16 protein-coding genes are annotated in these 17358 nt (G+C 63.9%); 10 read left to right on the forward strand and 6 right to left on the reverse strand.

All coding sequences use genetic code 11. From position 1 onward, the window contains the following. Positions 1–347: 347 nt before the first annotated feature. On the reverse strand, positions 348–1379 hold the full coding sequence (locus AC1RZR_RS14990) for a hydroxyacid dehydrogenase (protein ID WP_481828771.1): 1032 nt from the start codon (positions 1377–1379) through the stop codon (positions 348–350). A gap of 145 nt (positions 1380–1524) precedes the next feature. Here AC1RZR_RS14990 and AC1RZR_RS14995 point away from each other — a divergent pair, with 145 nt between their 5' ends. The 5 genes from AC1RZR_RS14995 to AC1RZR_RS15015 all read left to right on the forward strand — a co-directional run bounded on the left by AC1RZR_RS14995 (position 1525) and on the right by AC1RZR_RS15015 (position 6377). After that, a complete protein-coding gene (locus tag AC1RZR_RS14995) occupies positions 1525–2604 on the forward strand; it encodes a LacI family DNA-binding transcriptional regulator (protein ID WP_481828772.1) in 1080 nt (359 codons plus the stop codon). Positions 2605–2680: 76 nt separating this feature from the next. Further along, positions 2681–3670 (forward strand): sugar ABC transporter substrate-binding protein, encoded by a 990-nt coding sequence (locus AC1RZR_RS15000; protein WP_481828773.1) that lies wholly within the window; start codon positions 2681–2683, stop codon positions 3668–3670. Positions 3671–3751: 81 nt separating this feature from the next. Further along, entirely contained in the window at positions 3752–4744 is a 993-nt protein-coding gene (locus tag AC1RZR_RS15005; RefSeq protein WP_477278353.1) for an ABC transporter permease, read from the forward strand. Beyond that, positions 4741–5517 carry an ATP-binding cassette domain-containing protein gene (locus AC1RZR_RS15010; protein WP_477278355.1) on the forward strand — a complete coding sequence of 259 codons (777 nt, stop codon included), beginning with the start codon at positions 4741–4743 and terminating at the stop codon, positions 5515–5517. The genes AC1RZR_RS15005 and AC1RZR_RS15010 overlap by 4 nt, the downstream gene beginning before the upstream one ends. Before the next feature lie 5 nt (positions 5518–5522). Next, the gene (locus AC1RZR_RS15015; protein WP_477278357.1) at positions 5523–6377 is read left to right on the forward strand and encodes a sugar phosphate isomerase/epimerase family protein; all 855 of its coding nucleotides are present in this window, start codon (positions 5523–5525) and stop codon (positions 6375–6377) included. Between the two features lie 19 nt (positions 6378–6396). On the opposite strand, the gene AC1RZR_RS15020 is transcribed toward AC1RZR_RS15015, so the two are convergent. Next, entirely contained in the window at positions 6397–7617 is a 1221-nt protein-coding gene (locus tag AC1RZR_RS15020) for an FAD-dependent oxidoreductase (protein WP_481828774.1), read from the reverse strand. Between the two features lie 94 nt (positions 7618–7711). After that, a complete protein-coding gene (locus AC1RZR_RS15025; RefSeq protein ID WP_477278648.1) occupies positions 7712–9235 on the reverse strand; it encodes a glucosamine inositolphosphorylceramide transferase family protein in 1524 nt (507 codons plus the stop codon). A gap of 249 nt (positions 9236–9484) precedes the next feature. On the opposite strand from AC1RZR_RS15025, the gene AC1RZR_RS15030 reads away from it, so the two are divergent. The 4 genes from AC1RZR_RS15030 to AC1RZR_RS15045 are packed head-to-tail and all read left to right on the forward strand — an operon-like array spanning position 9485 to position 13880. Further along, positions 9485–11593: a GumC family protein gene (locus AC1RZR_RS15030; protein ID WP_481828775.1), complete on the forward strand. Its 2109-nt coding sequence runs from the start codon at positions 9485–9487 to the stop codon at positions 11591–11593. A 1-nt stretch (position 11594) separates the two neighbouring features. Further along, the gene (locus AC1RZR_RS15035; RefSeq protein ID WP_481828776.1) at positions 11595–12941 is read left to right on the forward strand and encodes a VpsF family polysaccharide biosynthesis protein; all 1347 of its coding nucleotides are present in this window, start codon (positions 11595–11597) and stop codon (positions 12939–12941) included. Positions 12942–12966: 25 nt separating this feature from the next. Next, positions 12967–13335, forward strand: a complete 369-nt coding sequence (locus tag AC1RZR_RS15040; RefSeq protein WP_481828777.1) for a hypothetical protein — start codon at positions 12967–12969, stop codon at positions 13333–13335. Beyond that, positions 13323–13880, forward strand: coding sequence for a dihydrofolate reductase family protein (locus AC1RZR_RS15045; RefSeq protein ID WP_477278365.1), 558 nt, complete (start codon positions 13323–13325; stop codon positions 13878–13880). The genes AC1RZR_RS15040 and AC1RZR_RS15045 overlap by 13 nt, the downstream gene beginning before the upstream one ends. Positions 13881–14007: 127 nt before the next feature. On the opposite strand, the gene AC1RZR_RS15050 is transcribed toward AC1RZR_RS15045, so the two are convergent. Beyond that, on the reverse strand, positions 14008–14394 hold the full coding sequence (locus AC1RZR_RS15050; protein WP_481828778.1) for a hypothetical protein: 387 nt from the start codon (positions 14392–14394) through the stop codon (positions 14008–14010). 33 nt (positions 14395–14427) lie between these two features. Continuing rightward, positions 14428–14757 (reverse strand): MoaF-related domain-containing protein, encoded by a 330-nt coding sequence (locus AC1RZR_RS15055; protein ID WP_477278369.1) that lies wholly within the window; start codon positions 14755–14757, stop codon positions 14428–14430. Between the two features lie 190 nt (positions 14758–14947). Between AC1RZR_RS15055 and AC1RZR_RS15060 the strand changes: the two genes are divergently transcribed. Beyond that, on the forward strand, positions 14948–15988 hold the full coding sequence (locus AC1RZR_RS15060; protein ID WP_481828779.1) for a LacI family DNA-binding transcriptional regulator: 1041 nt from the start codon (positions 14948–14950) through the stop codon (positions 15986–15988). Between the two features lie 157 nt (positions 15989–16145). On the opposite strand, the gene AC1RZR_RS15065 is transcribed toward AC1RZR_RS15060, so the two are convergent. Continuing rightward, entirely contained in the window at positions 16146–17105 is a 960-nt protein-coding gene (locus AC1RZR_RS15065) for a DMT family transporter (protein ID WP_481828780.1), read from the reverse strand. Positions 17106–17358 lie beyond the last annotated feature (253 nt).

Raw genomic sequence — 17358 nt, forward strand, 5'->3', positions numbered from 1 at the left:
ACCGGCGAGGACCAACGTCGCCTTGTTTGGAAGGTTCCGCACGCCGCGAGGGGACGGAACGAAAAAGGCCCGCCACCGACGCGAATCGTGACGGGCCTTCTGGAGTAGACCGGGCTTCCCACCGCCCGGCTGCTTTCAAAACTTCACGGCGGGACGATTGTTCCGAAAACAGGAAATCGGTGCGTTCGGTCCTGGCCGCGCGGATAAAAAAACCCCGCCGGCTGGAGCCTGACGGGGCATCTGATTGGAGGAACTCCGGATCGAATGGGAAACGATCCGGGTGAAGAACGCAAACGCCGCGCAAAAGGTTCCGGTGCTCGGGGATGAGCGGGCTCCAACCTCTCCCGTCAATTCTTGTCCACCGGCTTCGAGCGCATGCGCGACACCGTCTCGCGCTCGGCGCGCTTCGAGCGTAGCGGCGGCAGGCCGCGATCGATCAGGTCCATGTCCTCCAGCACCATGTCGCCCATGCGCTTGAAGGCGATGTCGAGGGCGCCGGCACGATGGGCCGAGCGCAGGAAGCCGGGCAGGGCACGTACGGGGTGGTCCGGCGCCAGCGGCTCTTCCGGGAAGACATCGCTGGCGGCGACGATGTGGCCGCTTTTCACAGCCGCCATCAGCGCGGGAAAGTCGACGACGCCGGCGCGGCTGAGCAGGATGAAAGCGGCGCCCTTGCGCATTGTCGCGAACGCATCAGCACCGAGAAACCCCTGGTTCTCGCTGGTCACCGAGGCGACGACGAAGACGAAATCGCTTTGCGACAGCACCTCGTCGAGCGAGGCCGGCTCGACGCCATTGTCGATCAGGATCGACGGCGGCAGCCAGGGATCGAAGACTTTGGTGCGGGTGCGGAACCCCGACAGCAGCCGGTTCAGCGCGCGGCCGAGATCGCCGAAGCCGACGATGCCGACATCGGCGCCCGACAGCAGCCGGGCCGTCTGGTTGCCGTCGCCGCCCCACAGCTCCTCGCCGCGGCGGAAGGCGAGGTCGGCGTCGACGATGTTGCGGGCGAGGTTGAGCGCCATGGCCAGGCCAAGCTCGGCCACCGGCTCGGCGAAGACCAGGCCGGTGGTGACGACATGGATGCCGCGTGCAAACAGCGTCTCGTAGGGCATGTTGTTGATCAAATTGGTCTCGACATTGAAGACGCAACGCAGCGCCTTCATCTGATCGAGCGTTTCAGGCGGGATCGGCGGCTGGCCGACGATGTAGCGGGCTTCCGCCAGCACATCGGCCGGCAGCTTCGCCACGCCGTCGGGTGTGGTCTCGACGATGCGGTATTTTTTCCGCAAGCGCGCCAGCTGCGGCGGCGTGAAGATGAGGTCGAGCGTGCGTGGTTCCGGCGCGCTGATGACCAGCGGCAAGGCGCTGTTGGACATGGCAATTCCTCCCGACGCGATCCAATCGCGCTTTTTCGAGGTGTAAATTACCTCCGATTAAACGATTTACAACTGCGAAAAATCGATTTACTCATTTTGGCAGCGGACGAAAAATGCTGACGTTCGCGCCTCGGGAGGAGGACCAATGGCGCATAGGCAGGGCCAGCAGCGGCGTCCGTCGATCCACGACGTGGCAAGCCGTGCCGGCGTGTCGGCCGCCACCGTCTCGAAAGTCATGGCCGGCGTCACCACGGTGAAGCCCGAGAATGCGCAGCGTGTCTTCGATGCCGTCGAGCATTTGGGCTACCGTGTCGATCCGCTGGCCTCCGACATGCGGCGGGCCAAGCGCCGCATCATCGGCGCCATCATGCCGGAGTTCGAAAGCGAATTCTTCGGCCAGATGGTCACCCAGCTCGAAAGCCTGGCCGAGCAGCGCGGCTACACGCTGGTGGCCGCCTCGAGCCGTGAATCCGAAGCGCGCGAGAAGGAAATCCTCGAACGCATGCATGACTGGCGCGTCGCCGGCGTGGTGCTGGCGCCGGTGCGCAACGAGCATGGCCCGGCGGCCGAATTCATGAAGGCCAACGGCATGACCGGCGTGCTGATCGACCGCGTGCTGTCCGACGACGCCTTCGACACGGTATCGGCCGACAGTGCGGCCGCAAGTGCCGAGGTGGCGCGCGAACTGATCGGCAAGGGCCACCGCCACATCCTTGTTATCGGCCTGGGCGAACAGGCCGCCACCGTGCGCGCCCGACTCGACGGGTTTCGCGGCACCGCGCTGGCGCTGGCGCTGGACATGCGCATCGACGTCGTGCTCGCCGAAAGCAATGTCGAACCGCTGCGGGCACAATTGCGCGACTACTTCGACAAGTGCGAAGGGAAGGCCGGGGGCAAACGCCCGACGGCCGTCTATTCGCTATTCCTCAAGGGCACGCTGGTGGCGCTGTCCGAATTCCGCCGGCGCGGCTGGCACTGCCCCAATGACATTTCGCTGGTCGGCTTCGACGATGCCGAATGGATGCAGGTGACATGGCCGGCCATCGCCGCCGTGGTGCAGCCGGTGCGCCAGATCGCCGGCCACGCCATGGAGGCGTTGTTTGCCAGGATTGAAGGCGGGGAGGGGCCGCCGCTAGCGCGGCTCGAACCGTGCCAGGTTTTGATGCGGGAATCCGTTGGCTCGCCAGGCAACGGCCCGCATTCCGGGGGAGGAAACCGACAATAGCCCCCATTGTCGACAGGCAGTAGCGCTGCACCTGGCCTTGGCTCGCGGCACGTGACATCAACCGGAGGAAAATAAAATGACATCGTTCGTTCCGAAGATAAATCGATTTACTTTGGCTTTGGGTGCGGCAATCGCGCTCTCGGCCATCTCCGTGGCCAAGGCCGACGAAGCCGAATACGGCGTGCTGATGAAGACGCTGGCCAACCCGTTCTGGGGTGCGATGGCCCAGGGCGTCGAAGCAGGCGCCAAGGAGGCCGGCGTCAAGTATTTCCAGCAGGCGGCCGAAAGCGACCAGGCGGCGGAGCCGCAGCTCAACCTGTGCAACACCATGCTGGAGCGCAAGCCGGCGGCGATGATCACCGCGGCGATCAACTCGACCAATTTGTTGCCGTGCCTGAAGGCGGCGCAGGAGGCCGGCGTCAAGATCGTCGACCTCGACAACAATCTCGACCAGGCAGTGCTCGACAAGGAAGGCATCAAGGTCACCTTCCACATCGGCTCCGACAATGGTGCGGCCGGCGCGCAAGGGGCCGACTATCTCGTCTCCAAGCTCGGCAAGGATGCCAAGGGGCCGGTGCTGGTGATCGAGGGCCTGTCGGGCAACATCACCGGCGAGAAGCGCGCCAAGGGCTTTGCCGACAAGCTCAAGGAACTGGCGCCGGGGCTGGAGATCGTTGCCTCGCTGCCGGGCGACTGGGATCGCGGCAAGGCGGCCTCGATCGCCACCGACACGCTGACGGCGCATCCCGATCTCGTCGCCATCTTCTGTGCCAATGACGGCATGGCGCTGGGTGCGGTCGAATCCGTCTACGCCGCCGGCAAAGGCCCGCAGGTGACGATCATCGGCGTCGACGGCAATTCGGATGCGGTCAAGTCGATCAAGGATGGCCGGCTGAATGCCTCGGTGGCACAGCTGCCCTACCTCGTCGGCAAGCAGGCGGTCGAGAACGTCAAGAAGGCACTGGCCGGCGACAAGGTCGAGGACAGCATCGCCGTGCCGACACTGGTGCTGACCAAGGATGTGCTCGACGCCGGCAAGGAGCCGATGCTCGAATATGTGAAATAGTCCCTCCCAGGACTGGGGGTAACTCCCCGAAGGCTGGCGCGGGACTTCCGCGCCGGCCACCTCTCTCAAAGGTGTAAAAGCATGGCTTCCGAAATGGCGCAGCCCGGTTTCTGGGCCCGGGTGCAGCGTGCATCCGTCGAGCGGCTGCATATAAGGCTCGAATCGCTGCTGGTGCTGGTGGCGCTGAGCGCCGTCATGGCGGTGCTGTCGCCGTACTTCCTGTCGCTCAGCAATTTCCTCAACATCCTGCTGGCCACCTCAACCATCGGCGTGCTGGCGATCGCCGCCACCTTTGTCATCGGCTCGGGCGGGCTCGACCTGTCACTCGGTTCGGTGATGGGGCTGGCCGGCGTCGCCGGGGCCTTTGTTGCCGTCAATCTCGGCTGGCCGTCGGTGTTCGCGGTCTGCGCCTGCATCATCGCTGGCGGCCTTGCCGGCTACATCAACGGCCAGCTCGTCACCCGCGCCTTCGTGCCGGCCTTCATCGTCACGCTCGGCATGCTGGGCCTGGCGCGCGGGCTGGCGCTGGTCATCTCCCAGGGCAGGGCGATCTACGGCTTGCCGCCCGAGATCGTCTATATCGGCCAGGGCCGGCCGTTCGGCATTCCGATGCCGGTCATCCTGCTGGTGCTGACGGCCATCGTCGCGCACTGCCTGCTGGCCTACACGCGCTTTGGCCGCCACACGCTGGCGCTCGGCGACAGCGAGGGCGCGGCGCGCGCCGCGGGCATTCGTGTCGAACACCATCGCCGCATCATCTACACGCTGTCGGGGGCGCTCGCCGGCCTTGCCGGCCTGCTGTTCACCGCCCGAGTCAATGCCGGCGACCCGACCGCCGGCATCAACTATGAGCTTACCGCGATCACCGCTGCGATCATCGGCGGCACCAATCTGTTCGGCGGCCGCGCCTCGATCCTCGGCACCATGATCGGCGCGCTGATCATGGGCGTGCTGCAGAACGGGCTGACGCTGCTGGCGGTGCAATCCTACTACCAGCAGATGGCGATCGGCGCGGTGCTGATCCTGGCGGTGTTCATCGACCAGTATCAGGTCAGGAAGGAGTCACGCGTATGACCCTTCTCACCCTGCACGGCATCCGCAAGAGCTTTGGCGCGGTCGACGTGCTGCATGGCGTCGACCTCAGTGTCGAGGCCGGCGAGGTGATCGGCCTCGTCGGCGACAATGGCGCCGGCAAGTCGACGCTGATGAAGACCATCACCGGCATCTACCGCGCCGATGCCGGCTCGATCGAGCTCGGCGGCAAGGACATCCTGCCGCTCGACCCCGGCCAGCGGCGCCAGCTCGGCATCGAGATGATCTACCAGGACCTGTCGCTGGCCAAACAGCAGGACGTGGCCGCCAACATCTTCCTCGGCCGCGAGCCGACGAAGAAGCTGTTCGGGCTCATTCCGGGTTTCGTCGACAAGGCCGAGATGGACCGTCAGGCGGGCAAGATGATCGAGCGGCTCGGCGCGCATCTGCCATCGATCAACCGCTCGGTCGGCTCGTTCTCGGGCGGCCAGCAGCAGACGGTGGCGATCGCCAGGGCGCTGACCTTCAACCCGAGGTTGGTGATCATGGACGAACCGACGGCGGCACTCGCCGTGCGTGAGGTGCAGAGCGTGCTCGATCTCATCCGCCGGCTGAAGTCGGAAGGCATCGCCGTCATCCTGATCTCGCACCGGCTGAACGACGTGCTGGCGGTCACCGACCGCATCGTGGTCCTGCGCCATGGCCGCGCCGAGGCCAATCTGGTCACCGCCAAAACCAACATGAACGAAGTCGTCGGCCGCATCGTCGGCGGCGGCGACACCAGCGCCGCGGCGGCGCACGAACAGAGAGGCTAGAGCTGATGAATGTTTTTGGACTGCACACGTTCGCCATCGCACCGGTCTGGGACCTCGACCTGATCGAGCCGCAGATGGAGCGGCTGAAAGGGCTCGGCATCGGCCTCTTGGAGATCCCGCTGCTGCGCCCCGAGGAGATCGACACCAAACGCACGCGCGCCTTCGCCGAGCGCCAAGGCGTCGAACTTATCCCGTCGCTCGGCCTGCCTGCCTCGCTCGACGTGGTGGCGCGGCCGGACGAGGCGCTGGCTTTCCTGGAACCGGCCTTTTCCGTCTGCGAAGCGGTGGGCAGTGAAGCGCTCGGCGGCGTCACCTACGGTACGATCGGCAAGACGTCCGGACGCGCGCCGACAGCGGAAGAAATCGACGGCATGTGCAGCTTCCTCACGCGCGCCGCGAAAGCAGCCAAGACGCATGGGCTGAAGCTCGGCATCGAGCCCTGCAACCGCTACGAAACGCACCTGATCAATCGCGGCATCGATGCGGCAAACATCATCGAGCGCGTCGGCGCCGACAACATCTTCATCCATCTCGACACCTACCACATGCATATCGAGGAGGAGAGTTTCGAGGCCGGCTTCCGCGCCGCGGCGCCCTATCTCGGCTACGTCCATGTCTCGGAAGCCAATCGTGGCGTGCCGGGCCGCGGCATGCTCAACTGGGCGGCCTGCATGAAGGCGATCGCCGCCATCGGCTACACCGGCGCCATCACGCTGGAAAGCATGAACCATGTCGATGTCGACATAGCCGGCGGGCTGGCGGTATGGCGGCCGGTGGCCGACAATCCGGACGATGTGATCGGCGTCGGGCTGCCGTTCCTGCGCGAGGAGGCGCGCAAGGCTGGATTGACGCTGGGGTGACCCAGGCGACGGGGTTGTTCTATGACGCTTCGCCGCCGACAGCCGTCGCCCGCCGCTGTCCCAAATGCCGCATCTTGCGGCCGACGATCATCAGCTGGCGCGCGGTGTTGTTGCGCAGGCGGCGGATGCGCCATTCCAGCCCTGTGCCGGTGGTGATCGCCTTGGCATAGACGCTGGCCCTCATGCCGTGCTCATCGGCAGCGATCTTGACCGGGTCGTCGTAGAAGGCGCAGATCTTGTCGGCCGCCATTCCTGGTGTTTCGAGCCAGCGCGGAATGTGAACCGAATGGAGCTGATCGACATCGGTCATCACCCGCTCGATGCCGACGCCCGGCGTTGGACAGGTCGTGCAGAAGGCGTCGCCGACGAAGACAACCCCGTCACGCCGATGTCCTTCCGTTCGCGTCAGATCGATCGGCCTGATCTCGACGGCCCCGTCGACCTTGAAGTTCCCGCACTGCGCGGCGATCTCCGGCATGAGTTCGCAAAGCATTTTCTGCGGATCCTTGCGGAACGCCTTAGTCCAAGGCTCGCCCGCCTGCCGATACACGAACATGTTCCCACGCATGACGCCGCCGATGGGAAAAACGCTGAGATAGGCGACACGGTCTTCGGCCCGCCTGCCGAAACAGGTGACGGCCTGGAAGCCGAATTCGCCCGGCGGCGTGGCCAGATCGAATCCAATCGAAAGCGAATGAGCCTTGGAGTCCTCGATGCGGCGGACGCCGACGGCGCGCCGCACCGCCTCGCTGTGGCCAGTGGCCACAACCACCAGCCGGGCGTCGATGATGTCGCCTGTGGTCAGAACAAGCCGCTGCTTGTCCGGCCCGGTGGTGATCTCGGCGACCTTGGCCACGGTCACCGGCACCTCGCGCGGCAAGGCGGCTCGCAAGCCATTGATCAGCGCGCCATAGGAGAATCCATGTTCCAGACGCCGATCGCGTGAGAACAATTGGCCAAGGCGGAAGACATGGATGTCGTCCATCGCCGTCATCAGCGGCAGGACGATCGAGTTGAGTCCCAGTTTCTCGAACAGGCGCGACTGGCCCGTGCCAAGCTTCTCGGCCCGGAACTCATCGGGATGGGTGTGGTGCGGATCGATCAACGCCACCTTGCGGCCGGCTCTTCCGAGCACCATTGCCAAGGTCGTGCCGGCCAGTCCGGCGCCGACGATCGCCACGTCGACTTCGGCTGGGCCAGCCCCTGCGATGGTCATTTCGCTGCCCTTTCTGCTCGTCATGTTCCTGCTCTGCAATCTGTGGTGGAAAATACGCCCGGACCCAAATCAACCTCAAGCAACCTGCGCGCGCGACTGGTAGTAACCAATCTTTAGGTTAATGCCGGCCGCCACTTCCTTGCTTCCAGCGCGGTGCGATCGCCGAACCGTCGATGAACTCGAAGCCGCCCGCCTCGTTGAGGGTGTGCAGCTTGCGCCCACCCCATAGCGCACCTGGATTTAAGATCGTCTCAACGACCTGCTCCATGCCGATCAAATCAAGGTGAGAAACGCGTGCAATGCCGAGAGCCGCGCCATAGCTCCTGCGGCAGTCCTGCACCGGTCGCAGCAATTGGTCGCCGCGTTTCACCATGCGGCCGGCCGGGCGCGCCGAGGCGATGTCGATCAGCACCGGATTGTGCGGATGCGGCGTCCAGGGGCCGCGAAAATCCGGCGCCGACCACAGATGAAGCGCGTCGGAGAAGGCGCCCGCGCCATCCCGGATGGTGCCTTCACCCTCCCTGACGGTGGCGAACATCCACCAGCGGCCGCCATGTTCGACCAGCGTGGCGTCGCTGGCGACGACGCCGGACAGAAGTGTGGCTTCCTTGACCCAGCCACCCGGGAAGGCGGTCGCGCGGTAGAGATCGACCGTGCCGTTGGCGCAGCTTTCCGGCACCATCCAGACCTCACCGTCGCGCTCGAAGACGAAGGGGTAGGAGAGATGGTAGGGCAGTTCGAGCACGGGCTCGGGGCGTCCGAGCGGGCCTGCCGGACCGAAGGGCACGGCGGAGATGATGGCCTTGCCGAGCCGGTGGATATAGTCCTCGACGAACAGGGTGACCTGGCCCTGGTAAACGATCGGGAATGGATCGGCGTAGAAGCGGCTGCCATCGTCCGGCAGCACCTGCCAGCCCGATGCCGGATGCACGCGCAGGTCGTACAGGTCCTGGCCGCCGGTTTGCCGCCAGCCGACCTTCCAGTGCGGGGCGTTGTAGCAAAGATGGTAGATCTTCTGGACGATCCGCCGCGCCAGCGCTTTGCCCGCCCTGACGGCAAGCTTGCCGGCCGAGGGCATTGGCGGCGGGGCACCCATCTGCGTCAGGTCGGGCAGCACCGGCACGGCCTTGGCCGCACGTGTCATCGCCGCGACGATCAGGCTCGCCGTGCGCGCCAGCATGTCCTGGAAGGAAGCCAGCGCGATGCCGCCATACTCGGTTCCCAGGCGCCCGGCGGCAATCGCAACGCCGTCTTCCTCGATCCGGGCAAGCGGCGTCTGGCCGTTGAGGATCAAGGCCAGCAGCGCCGCTTCTCCACTGGCGCCATCGTAGGTGACGCGCCAGACTCGCGTGCCTTCCAGCCTGACGTCACCACAGAGGTCGAGCACCAGGTCGGGTGAGGGCTGCTCCGTGCGGTAGGGAGCGAGTTGCGAAAGTGGCACGTGCCTGGCCAACCCATCGCGGGACAAGCCATGTATTGCTGTTTCAAGCTGGAACAAGGCCTCGGCGCTGCGCGGGATGCCGCCGCCAGCCGGCCGGGCGTCGACGACCAGCGTCACCCCCGGATGCGAGGCCAGGCGCTGAAGCAACAGGACATGAAAAGCGCGGACGCATTGGCTGTCCAGGCGAAGGCTTACCCGCATATCGAAGGCCCGACGGTTTGGCGCATGTCATCGCCGACACGGCCGGCCCGGTTGAAGTGTTGCTTCATCTATGCCCGTCTCCTGCTCAGTTTTGCAATCTCAACACTCCGTTTTCGTTCTAAGCAAACTCCGTGCCAAAATTCATGCGAGCTCCGAACATAATTAATAATGTTTTAACAATTGGAGGAATAGCTAGGCTCACGCCGCAATTTTGTCTTGCAGGCAAATGGAGTATTGTAGGAGGCAGCTATGCTATCATCTCTGCCCGTGGTGCCTCAGCAATACTTTCCGGAAGCGGGATCGGTGGAATCAGCGGGATCATACGCACCTTCGACTGTCGAGCTTGGCGATCTGAAGCGCATTTTGGTGCGCCGCCGCGTCTGGATCATCGGCACCGCCGTGCTGCTGACGCTCGCAACCCTGCTCTACGGCCTGCTCACCCCCGCGCTCTACAGCTCGGTGGCGGAAATCATCATCGATCCGCAGGATCTGCAAGTCGTCACCAACGATATCAATCCGAGCGGACTGGCGCCCGACGGCGGCATCACGCAGGTTGAAAGCCAGGTCAGCGTCGTCCAGTCGACCGGCGTGTTGCTGCGGGCGATCAAGGCAACCAATCTGACGGACGACCCGGAGTTCAACGGGCAGGGCATGCTGTCGCGCCTGCTCGGTTCGGGTCCGGCCGCGACCGACAGGACGGTGCAGACGCTCGACGGCCTGCGCCGGCGCCTGGCGGTGAAGCGGGCGGACAAGGTGCTGGTCATCGACGTCATCGTCACCGCCAAGAGCGCCGACAAGGCAGCCCTTCTGGCCAACGCCATCGCACAAGCCTATCTGGCCGACCAGGCGAGCGCGCGCGCAAAATCCGCCACCGATGCCTCGGAGTCGATCACCGCGCGGCTGGACGAACAGCGCAAGCGCGTCCAGCAGGCCGAGAATGCCGTCGAGGCCTACAAGTCCGCCAACAACATGGTGATGACAGCGGGCAATCTGGTCAGCGACCAGGAACTGACCGAGCTCAACACGCAACTGTCGGCGGCGCAAAGCCGCACCGCGACGCTGAAGGCGCAGGTCGACCAGATGCGCAGGCAGAGCGGCACGCCGGACGCAACCTCGGAAGCGATGCGCTCGTCGGTGATTTCGAGCCTGCGGTCACAGGAGGCAACGCTTGTCGACCAGGTCTCGCAGCTTGGCACGGAACTGGGACCGCGCCATCCGTCGATGATCGCCGCGCAGCAGCAACTGCGTGACACGCGGCAGCTGATCGCGCGCGAGCTCGGCCGGATCCGGACGGCCGCCGAGACCGATTACGAGCGGGCGCTCGCCAACCAGCAGGCGCTGGAAGCGAAGGTCGCCGGCCTCAAGAACAAATCGCTCGACACCGACCAGGCATCCGTGCGGCTGCGCGAATTGCAGCGCGATCTCGAGGCGGTCCGTTCGGTCTACGCAACCTACCTGCAGCGGGCCCAGGAAACGCGCGAGCAGATCAATGTCGACAGCACCAACGCGCGTGTCATTTCGGATGCGATGCCAGCGCAGAAAAAGAGCTGGCCGCCGCTGGGGCTGCTTTTGTTTGGCGCCGTGTTTGGCGGATTGGGGCTGGGCACTGGCCTCGCGCTGATCGCGGAGTACTCCTCGCCGACCGTGCTTTCCAGCAACCAGATGCAATTCACCATCGATGCCCCCGTGCTTGGCATCCTGCCGGCGGGAGGAAAGGCAGGATGGCGCTGGTGGCCTTTCGGCACGAGCCCGGCCGTCGCGTCCAGCCAGAAGACGGACGCTGTCGTCGGTCTGGCGCTCCGGCGCATGTTCAGTTCGGGCCGGCGTCCGCCGGATTGGCCGCTGGTGCCGTCGATCCTGGTGACATCGCCGCCGGAAGACGGCCAGCAACGCAACAGGATCGCACGGCTCATCGCCAACGCCGCGGCGGCCAGGGGCAGCCGGGTCCTGTTCGTCGATACCAACACCGGCAGCGGCCAGAAGGATCCGCAGCCCGGCATACTCGATGTGTTGCGCGGCGAGTATGCGTTTGAAGCCGTCAGCCGGTACGCCCCGGGCAGCAACGTCGCCCTGCTGGGCAGGGGCCGGCCGAAGGCGATCTTCCAGGAAGCGCACGGCGTCTACTTCGCGCAGCACATGCTGTCGCAGGCGAGCCGCAGTTTCGAACTCGTCGTCGTCGATGGCGGCGCGCTGGCCGAGAATCTGAATGCCTCGCCGCTTGTCGCCATGGTCGACGAGATCGTGCTCGTCGCCAGGTTGAACGCCACGCCGATGCGCGATGTGACGGCGGCGGTGCAGGCGATTTCCGTCATGGGGCGGGTGCCGACAGGCGCCTTGCTGGTCGACGAGGTGGCCTGACATGGCCGCCGGCTGGAGCGGAACCGCCTCGACTTTCGGCGCTGCCGCGCCCCGCGCCGGCACCTCCGTCGATGCGGTGACCCAGTTTGGACTGATCGCGGCCGTTGTGGTGCTGTTCAGCGTGTCGGGCGGCATGCTCTGGCTCCTGGGCTACAATTACGACGGCCTGTCAGGCAGCGCGGCAACCAAGATACATCCCTCCACCTATCTCATCATTCTGCTGTTTGCCTGGCGTTCATGCACGTTCGGCAATCCGGTCGGCTATTGCGTCCACGTCGCCGACAGGCGGCCCGCCACCGCGCTGATGATCGTCATCGCCGTCGTGTTGCTGGTCGTCGTCATCGTCAGGCAACGTCCAGGCATGGCCGGCATGGTCGACACGTTCGTGGCGTCCGGGCTGCTGGTGCTCATGCTCGGCGAGGATGACGAATGGACATTCGCCCGGCTGCGCACCGTCATTCACGCGGTCATGACGGTCAATGCGCTGCTCGCCCTTGTCGAATTCGCTACCAAGACACTGGTGTTTCCCTATCGTTTCGATGGCGAGGTGTTTGCCACCGACCTGCGTTCGAGCGCGCTGCAGGGGCATCCACTTGTCAATGCCACGCTGACGTCGATCTACGTGCTTGCCCTTTTGAGCGGTGCGAGATCGCTGCCGGCTCCGCTGCGGCTGGCGATGATCGGCCTGCAATGCGCGGCGCTCGTTGCGTTCGGCGGCCGGTCGGCGATGGTGGTGACCATCCTTCTGGGTGGCAGCTATGTGCTTTTCCACGGCTTTCGCAAACTGCGCACGGGGCGCGTCAACCTGCTCGGCGCCGCCCTGGCCATGATGCTGGTCGCGCTGCTGCCGGCTGCCATCGCCATATTGGCCTCGGAGGGCTTTTTCGATGCGCTGCTCGGCCGCTTCGTTTCGGATGGCGGCAGCGCCAATGCCCGCGTCGAGATGTTCGAGATCTTCAACTATCTGGAACTGCGCGATGTGATCGTCGGGCCGAGCGTCGACCTCGTCGAGAGCCTGCGCCGCATCAACGGCCTCGAATGGGGTATCGAAAATCCATTCATCCGCATGACAGTCTACCAGGGCGCCTTCTTCACCCTTTTGATGATGTCCAGCTTCGGGCTGTTCATGCATGAGGTGGCGCGCCGCTGCCATCCTGGCGTCTGGCTGCCGATGCTGGGCTGGCTCATTCTTCTCAACACCTCGGAGAGCATCTCCTCCAAGACGACGCTCCTCACCAAGATCATGGTGCTGTGCCTTGCCCTTTACCGGCCGGCGCGTTCGGTGATCAGGCCGGTCAAAGCGGTTCGTCCTGTCGCGGAAACGCAGAACCGCTCTCTATCTTTTTAACGCAATTGCGGACGGAGAGCCGAAAGTGTCGCTCGCGACTGACGTGCCGGGTGGGGTACCAGCTCAATCAAACTGGCTGCCGCCAATGGCCGGGATTGGGCCGAAAGCTGACTGTCCACTACTAAACGGCAACCTCTCGAAAGCAGCCGTCGCGCCTGCGATCAAGCCAAAAAGTCGAGGACAGTTCGAATCTCTACGGGCGCACCTGCGCCATTGTACGACAGTGTATCCGGCAGGCTCCCTGGAGCCGCCGATTGTCCGCCGCGAAGGGCGGGTTTTTGGCCTGGCGCCAACTTCTCAAATCGACCCATTGCGGAAGTTCAACATCAACCGCGAGCAATCGGCCTTCATGTTCTCCATTGTATGGCTTAGACTCGCCGCATGGGACTATTGACCTTCAGCATCAACGTCACCCTGGACGGCTGCGTCGACCACCAGGAGGGAATTGCCGACGAAGAGACGCACGCCTTCTTCACCCGCCTTATGGATGAACGCGGAGCAATGCTGTGGGGTCGCGTCACCTACGAGATGATGGAGAGCTACTGGCCGGCGGTCGCCCGCGGCGACGAGGAGGCGCCACCGGCGATACGCGAGTGGGCGGTCAAGCTGGATGCCAAGCCGAAGTACGTAGTGTCATCGACGCGAAAGGCCTTCCCGTGGACCAACAGCCACCACATCGGCGGCGAACTGCGCACGGGCGTGCAGAGGCTCAAGGACGCGACCCCGGCCGGCGTGCTCCTCGGTAGCGGCAAGCTCGCGACCGAGCTGGACCGGCTGGATCTAATCGACGAGTACAAGCTCCTCGTGCACCCCAGGATCGCGGGCCACGGCCCGACCCTCTACCAGAGCGGGCTGCCCAGCACGCGACGGCTCGAGCTGATCTCGGCCAAGCCGCTCCGCAGCGGCGCGGTCGCCATGCATTACCGGCGCGCGCGCTGACGCAGAGCAGGAGAGGAACACCTGTTGATGGTTCTCCAGGACGCGTTTTCCCAAACCGAGGCGCCGGACCTCCGCCTGCCGCTATTCTTTACGAAGTCGTCCACGGGGGGCCAGGATCACATCTGCTTTATGACTTCATCTCGACACGAATACCATGCAGGGTCTTGCTCGAAGCGTTGAGCACGCGACCCGCCGGTTGGGGGGCCATATGCACCACGAGACAGCCTTGACCATCCCATGCCTGGACCGCCTGGATGACATCTCGATTGGGCGGCATCATTGTCCCATCCGGCGCGAAGTCGTGGATAGGGCCTTCCACCTGATCGAACACGAATACTGAAGGCCAGCGGTGGTGATGTGTCGGCTCTTCCTCGTCAGGCTTGAGGATCACTTCAAGCACGCGTAGCCGGTCATTCTCAAACAATACCTTGTGGTTTGCGGGCGCCGCGATCACGGCGTCAAGCTTTGGGTCCCACTGCGTAGGGTCGGTCTGGTCGATCATGTTGGTGGTCATGGCACAATCTCCTCTCAGATACACAGGCGGCCCTCACGCCGTCGTCACTGGTTGAATTGTGCCTTGCGCGCAGAACTGCTGCCCGTCTGCCAGTCGCGCATAGTTATGAACGATCTGGTTCTCGTGATCTTGAACCTGCACGACAAAGTTGCCGCCTTGCTCGGTCCAATTCATGATGAAAAGTCCGGGTCGAACGCCGGTCAGATTGCTCTGAACCACCTCGTCGATCTCGGTAGCGCCGATCGTCGCCTGCACCCGCAATTCGGTCGGCGACAGGACCGTCAGCCTCGGTACGAACTGTCCGAACGAGCAATCAAAAGTCTTTCCGACGAGCGAGGTCGGGGCACCATTGGTCGTAGCCATCCTAATCCTCCTTGATGATTTGCGAAATCAGGCACACTTGGCCGATGTTCGGCACAGATGCCGAAACCTTGCAATTTTTCAATCTTTGGAGCGCTCCAAATGCAAATTCCAACATTTAAGCCTTAGCGTCAAGAAAAAACTTGGAGCGCTCCAAAAAATTGTCTAACTGAGGGAAATGAATGCTTCCAAAATGCCTACGCTCGCCGATGTCGGCCGGGTCGCGGGAGTCTCCCGCGGTACTGTCTCCAACGTATTCAACCATCCGGATCTGGTGCGGTCCGATCTGCGCCAGCGCGTCGAGGCCGCGGCGCGCCAGCTTGGTTACGATGGCCCCGACCCGAGAGGGCGCGTGCTGCGCGACGGCAAGTTCAACGCCATCGGCCTGATCCCCCCGGGTGCATACGCCATTGCCGACATGATCAGGAGCCCGTATCTGCGGGAGCTGGTGCTTGGCGTTTCGCTTGCTTGTGACGAGGCTGGAGCGACGCTGAGTTTGGTCAATGGTACGGACGAAACGCGCACCTCCACCATTCGAGAGGCCTTAGTTGACGGCTTCATCCTGGGCCACAGCGCGGACATCGAGCTGATCGCTTCTTTACGGCGCCGGCGGCTGCCCTTCGTCATCCTCGAAAGCGATGCCGGTCCGGACGTCAATTCGATCCGGATAGACGGCAGGAGCGGGGCTCTGGCGGCCATCAGGCACTTGGCTGCTCTTGGACATCAGCGTTTTGCAATCCTGTCCATTCGGCGCACATCGGGGCCGCCCATCGTCCATTTGCCGGGCAATGCCCCGCGCGCTATCTCTGCCGGTTTTCAACTCGATCACGAGAGACTCTCCGGCTTCGCCCTGGGTTTGGCTGAGTTCGGTCTGTCAATTGACAATGTCCCGATCATCGAGACGACCCCAGGTGAGCCTTCGGCAGGAGCGGTCGTATTCGACCGGGCTCCGCAAGCAACAGCGATCTTGACTATGTCGGACTGGCAGGCAATCACCGTCCTGGACGAAGCGCGTCGGCGCAATATCAAGATACCCGAGCACATGTCGGTCGTCGGCTTCGATGGCACCGCGGAGTCTTCGCGCACCACGCCTCCGCTCACGACAGTGGCTCAAGACATTGTCGGGAAGGGGAGACTTGCCGCCACGACGGTGTTTGCAAACGGCGCCCCGAACCAGGTGATCATACCGGTCGAACTTTTGGTCCGCGGCTCGACCGCCCGGCCGCGCGGCTAATGCCGGGTCACCTCTTCCATCGTCGTGACGCACCGGAGCATATTTGCTGCGGTAGTTAACTCGTGGTGGCGCGTCGACCTGCGGCCTCGCCGCAAGCGGCGTCTGCATGATCGAGCTCCGCTTCAGGCCAATTCCTCGCCCGTCACTCGCAGGACCACTACGCGACGCGTGGTTGAGTCGTCCTGGGTTTGAGCACGGTGGCGAGCACGATCCCGGCGACGATGAAGGCAGCACCGACAAGATCGTAATCGTGCAAGCCCTCGCCGAGCAACAGATAGGCGAGTATGGCGACGAACACCGTCTGCAGATAGAGCAGCATGCTCGCCCGGCTCGCACCAAGCGTTTCCACGCTTTTGTTGTAGAGATAGTACATCAAGGCGCCGCCGGGGCCTGCCAGATAGGCGAGCGCGAGAATGCTGTCGACGTCCATGGTGGAGCGTTCGTCGTTGAACAGTTCCCATAGATGGAAAGGCAGCGCGACCAGCGCACCGGCGCCGAGCAGCAGCACGACCATCGGCAAGAGTTCGATGCCGAATTTGGCACGGCGCAAAAGCACGGTGTACAGGCCCCAGCAGAACGCGCTGCCGACGATCCACAGCTCGCCAGCGTTGAACTTGAGTTGCAGCAGCGCCGTCAGGTTCCCGTGGGCAACGATGAAAATCATCCCGGCGAGCGCAACCAGCGCGCCTAGCGACTTCCACAGCCCGAGCGGCTCGCCAAGCACGAAACGGGCGAGCACCATCGTCATGACAGGCGACAGCGCCATGATGATGCCGGCCGTGGTGGCGTCGGTGTCATTGAGGCCATGGTAGATCATGCCCTGGCACAGCGTGAGGCCGATCGCCCCCACCGCGACGACCTCCACGGCGCGAGTTCGCAAAAGCCCGATCATCGCCTCGTGATGATGGTGCACGATCGGCAGCAGGATGGCGAAAGCGAGCGTCAGCCGCCAGAAGCAGAGGCCCCAGGGCGGCATTTCAGGCGCTACCCATTTGGCCGCGATATAGACCCCGGCCGAAAGCAGCCAGCAGAGGACGGCGGCCGGATAGCCGGTCAAGGAGGATAGGGGCCCGACCACGGGTTGCGTGGCTTGATGCGCTATCGGCATTGCCTGCATGTCATGCCCCCCTTAGTGAATGTCAGTCCAAGGACGCAATATATCCCCCGTCCTTGGATCCTGCATCTGGTTTTGAAATGATGAGGTCGAAAGGGGGAATCCGTGCCCGGCTGCCTATGTCTCTCGATGGAGGGTGGAGATTCTTTCCCTGAGTCGAGATGTCCTGACTTCGAGTGGTCAGCTGCCGATTTTCTTCCCGACGCTGCCATGCGGCTATCTCGTGCCGGCTAATCAAATGCCTGCTTCGGGTCCC

Source organism: Mesorhizobium bavaricum (genome assembly GCF_056781655.1).

What these genes read in the sequence shown, in the direction of transcription:
- AC1RZR_RS14990 (WP_481828771.1), bottom strand. Translation starts at nt 1,379, where the DNA reads ATGTCCAACAGCGCCTTGCCGCTGGTCATCAGCGCGCCGGAACCACGC.
- AC1RZR_RS14995 (WP_481828772.1), top strand. Translation starts at nt 1,525, where the DNA reads ATGGCGCATAGGCAGGGCCAGCAGCGGCGTCCGTCGATCCACGACGTG.
- AC1RZR_RS15000 (WP_481828773.1), top strand. Translation starts at nt 2,681, where the DNA reads ATGACATCGTTCGTTCCGAAGATAAATCGATTTACTTTGGCTTTGGGT.
- AC1RZR_RS15005 (WP_477278353.1), top strand. Translation starts at nt 3,752, where the DNA reads ATGGCTTCCGAAATGGCGCAGCCCGGTTTCTGGGCCCGGGTGCAGCGT.
- AC1RZR_RS15010 (WP_477278355.1), top strand. Translation starts at nt 4,741, where the DNA reads ATGACCCTTCTCACCCTGCACGGCATCCGCAAGAGCTTTGGCGCGGTC.
- AC1RZR_RS15015 (WP_477278357.1), top strand. Translation starts at nt 5,523, where the DNA reads ATGAATGTTTTTGGACTGCACACGTTCGCCATCGCACCGGTCTGGGAC.
- AC1RZR_RS15020 (WP_481828774.1), bottom strand. Translation starts at nt 7,617, where the DNA reads ATGACGAGCAGAAAGGGCAGCGAAATGACCATCGCAGGGGCTGGCCCA.
- AC1RZR_RS15025 (WP_477278648.1), bottom strand. Translation starts at nt 9,235, where the DNA reads ATGCGGGTAAGCCTTCGCCTGGACAGCCAATGCGTCCGCGCTTTTCAT.
- AC1RZR_RS15030 (WP_481828775.1), top strand. Translation starts at nt 9,485, where the DNA reads ATGCTATCATCTCTGCCCGTGGTGCCTCAGCAATACTTTCCGGAAGCG.
- AC1RZR_RS15035 (WP_481828776.1), top strand. Translation starts at nt 11,595, where the DNA reads ATGGCCGCCGGCTGGAGCGGAACCGCCTCGACTTTCGGCGCTGCCGCG.
- AC1RZR_RS15045 (WP_477278365.1), top strand. Translation starts at nt 13,323, where the DNA reads ATGGGACTATTGACCTTCAGCATCAACGTCACCCTGGACGGCTGCGTC.
- AC1RZR_RS15050 (WP_481828778.1), bottom strand. Translation starts at nt 14,394, where the DNA reads ATGACCACCAACATGATCGACCAGACCGACCCTACGCAGTGGGACCCA.
- AC1RZR_RS15055 (WP_477278369.1), bottom strand. Translation starts at nt 14,757, where the DNA reads ATGGCTACGACCAATGGTGCCCCGACCTCGCTCGTCGGAAAGACTTTT.
- AC1RZR_RS15060 (WP_481828779.1), top strand. Translation starts at nt 14,948, where the DNA reads ATGCCTACGCTCGCCGATGTCGGCCGGGTCGCGGGAGTCTCCCGCGGT.
- AC1RZR_RS15065 (WP_481828780.1), bottom strand. Translation starts at nt 17,105, where the DNA reads ATGCAGGCAATGCCGATAGCGCATCAAGCCACGCAACCCGTGGTCGGG.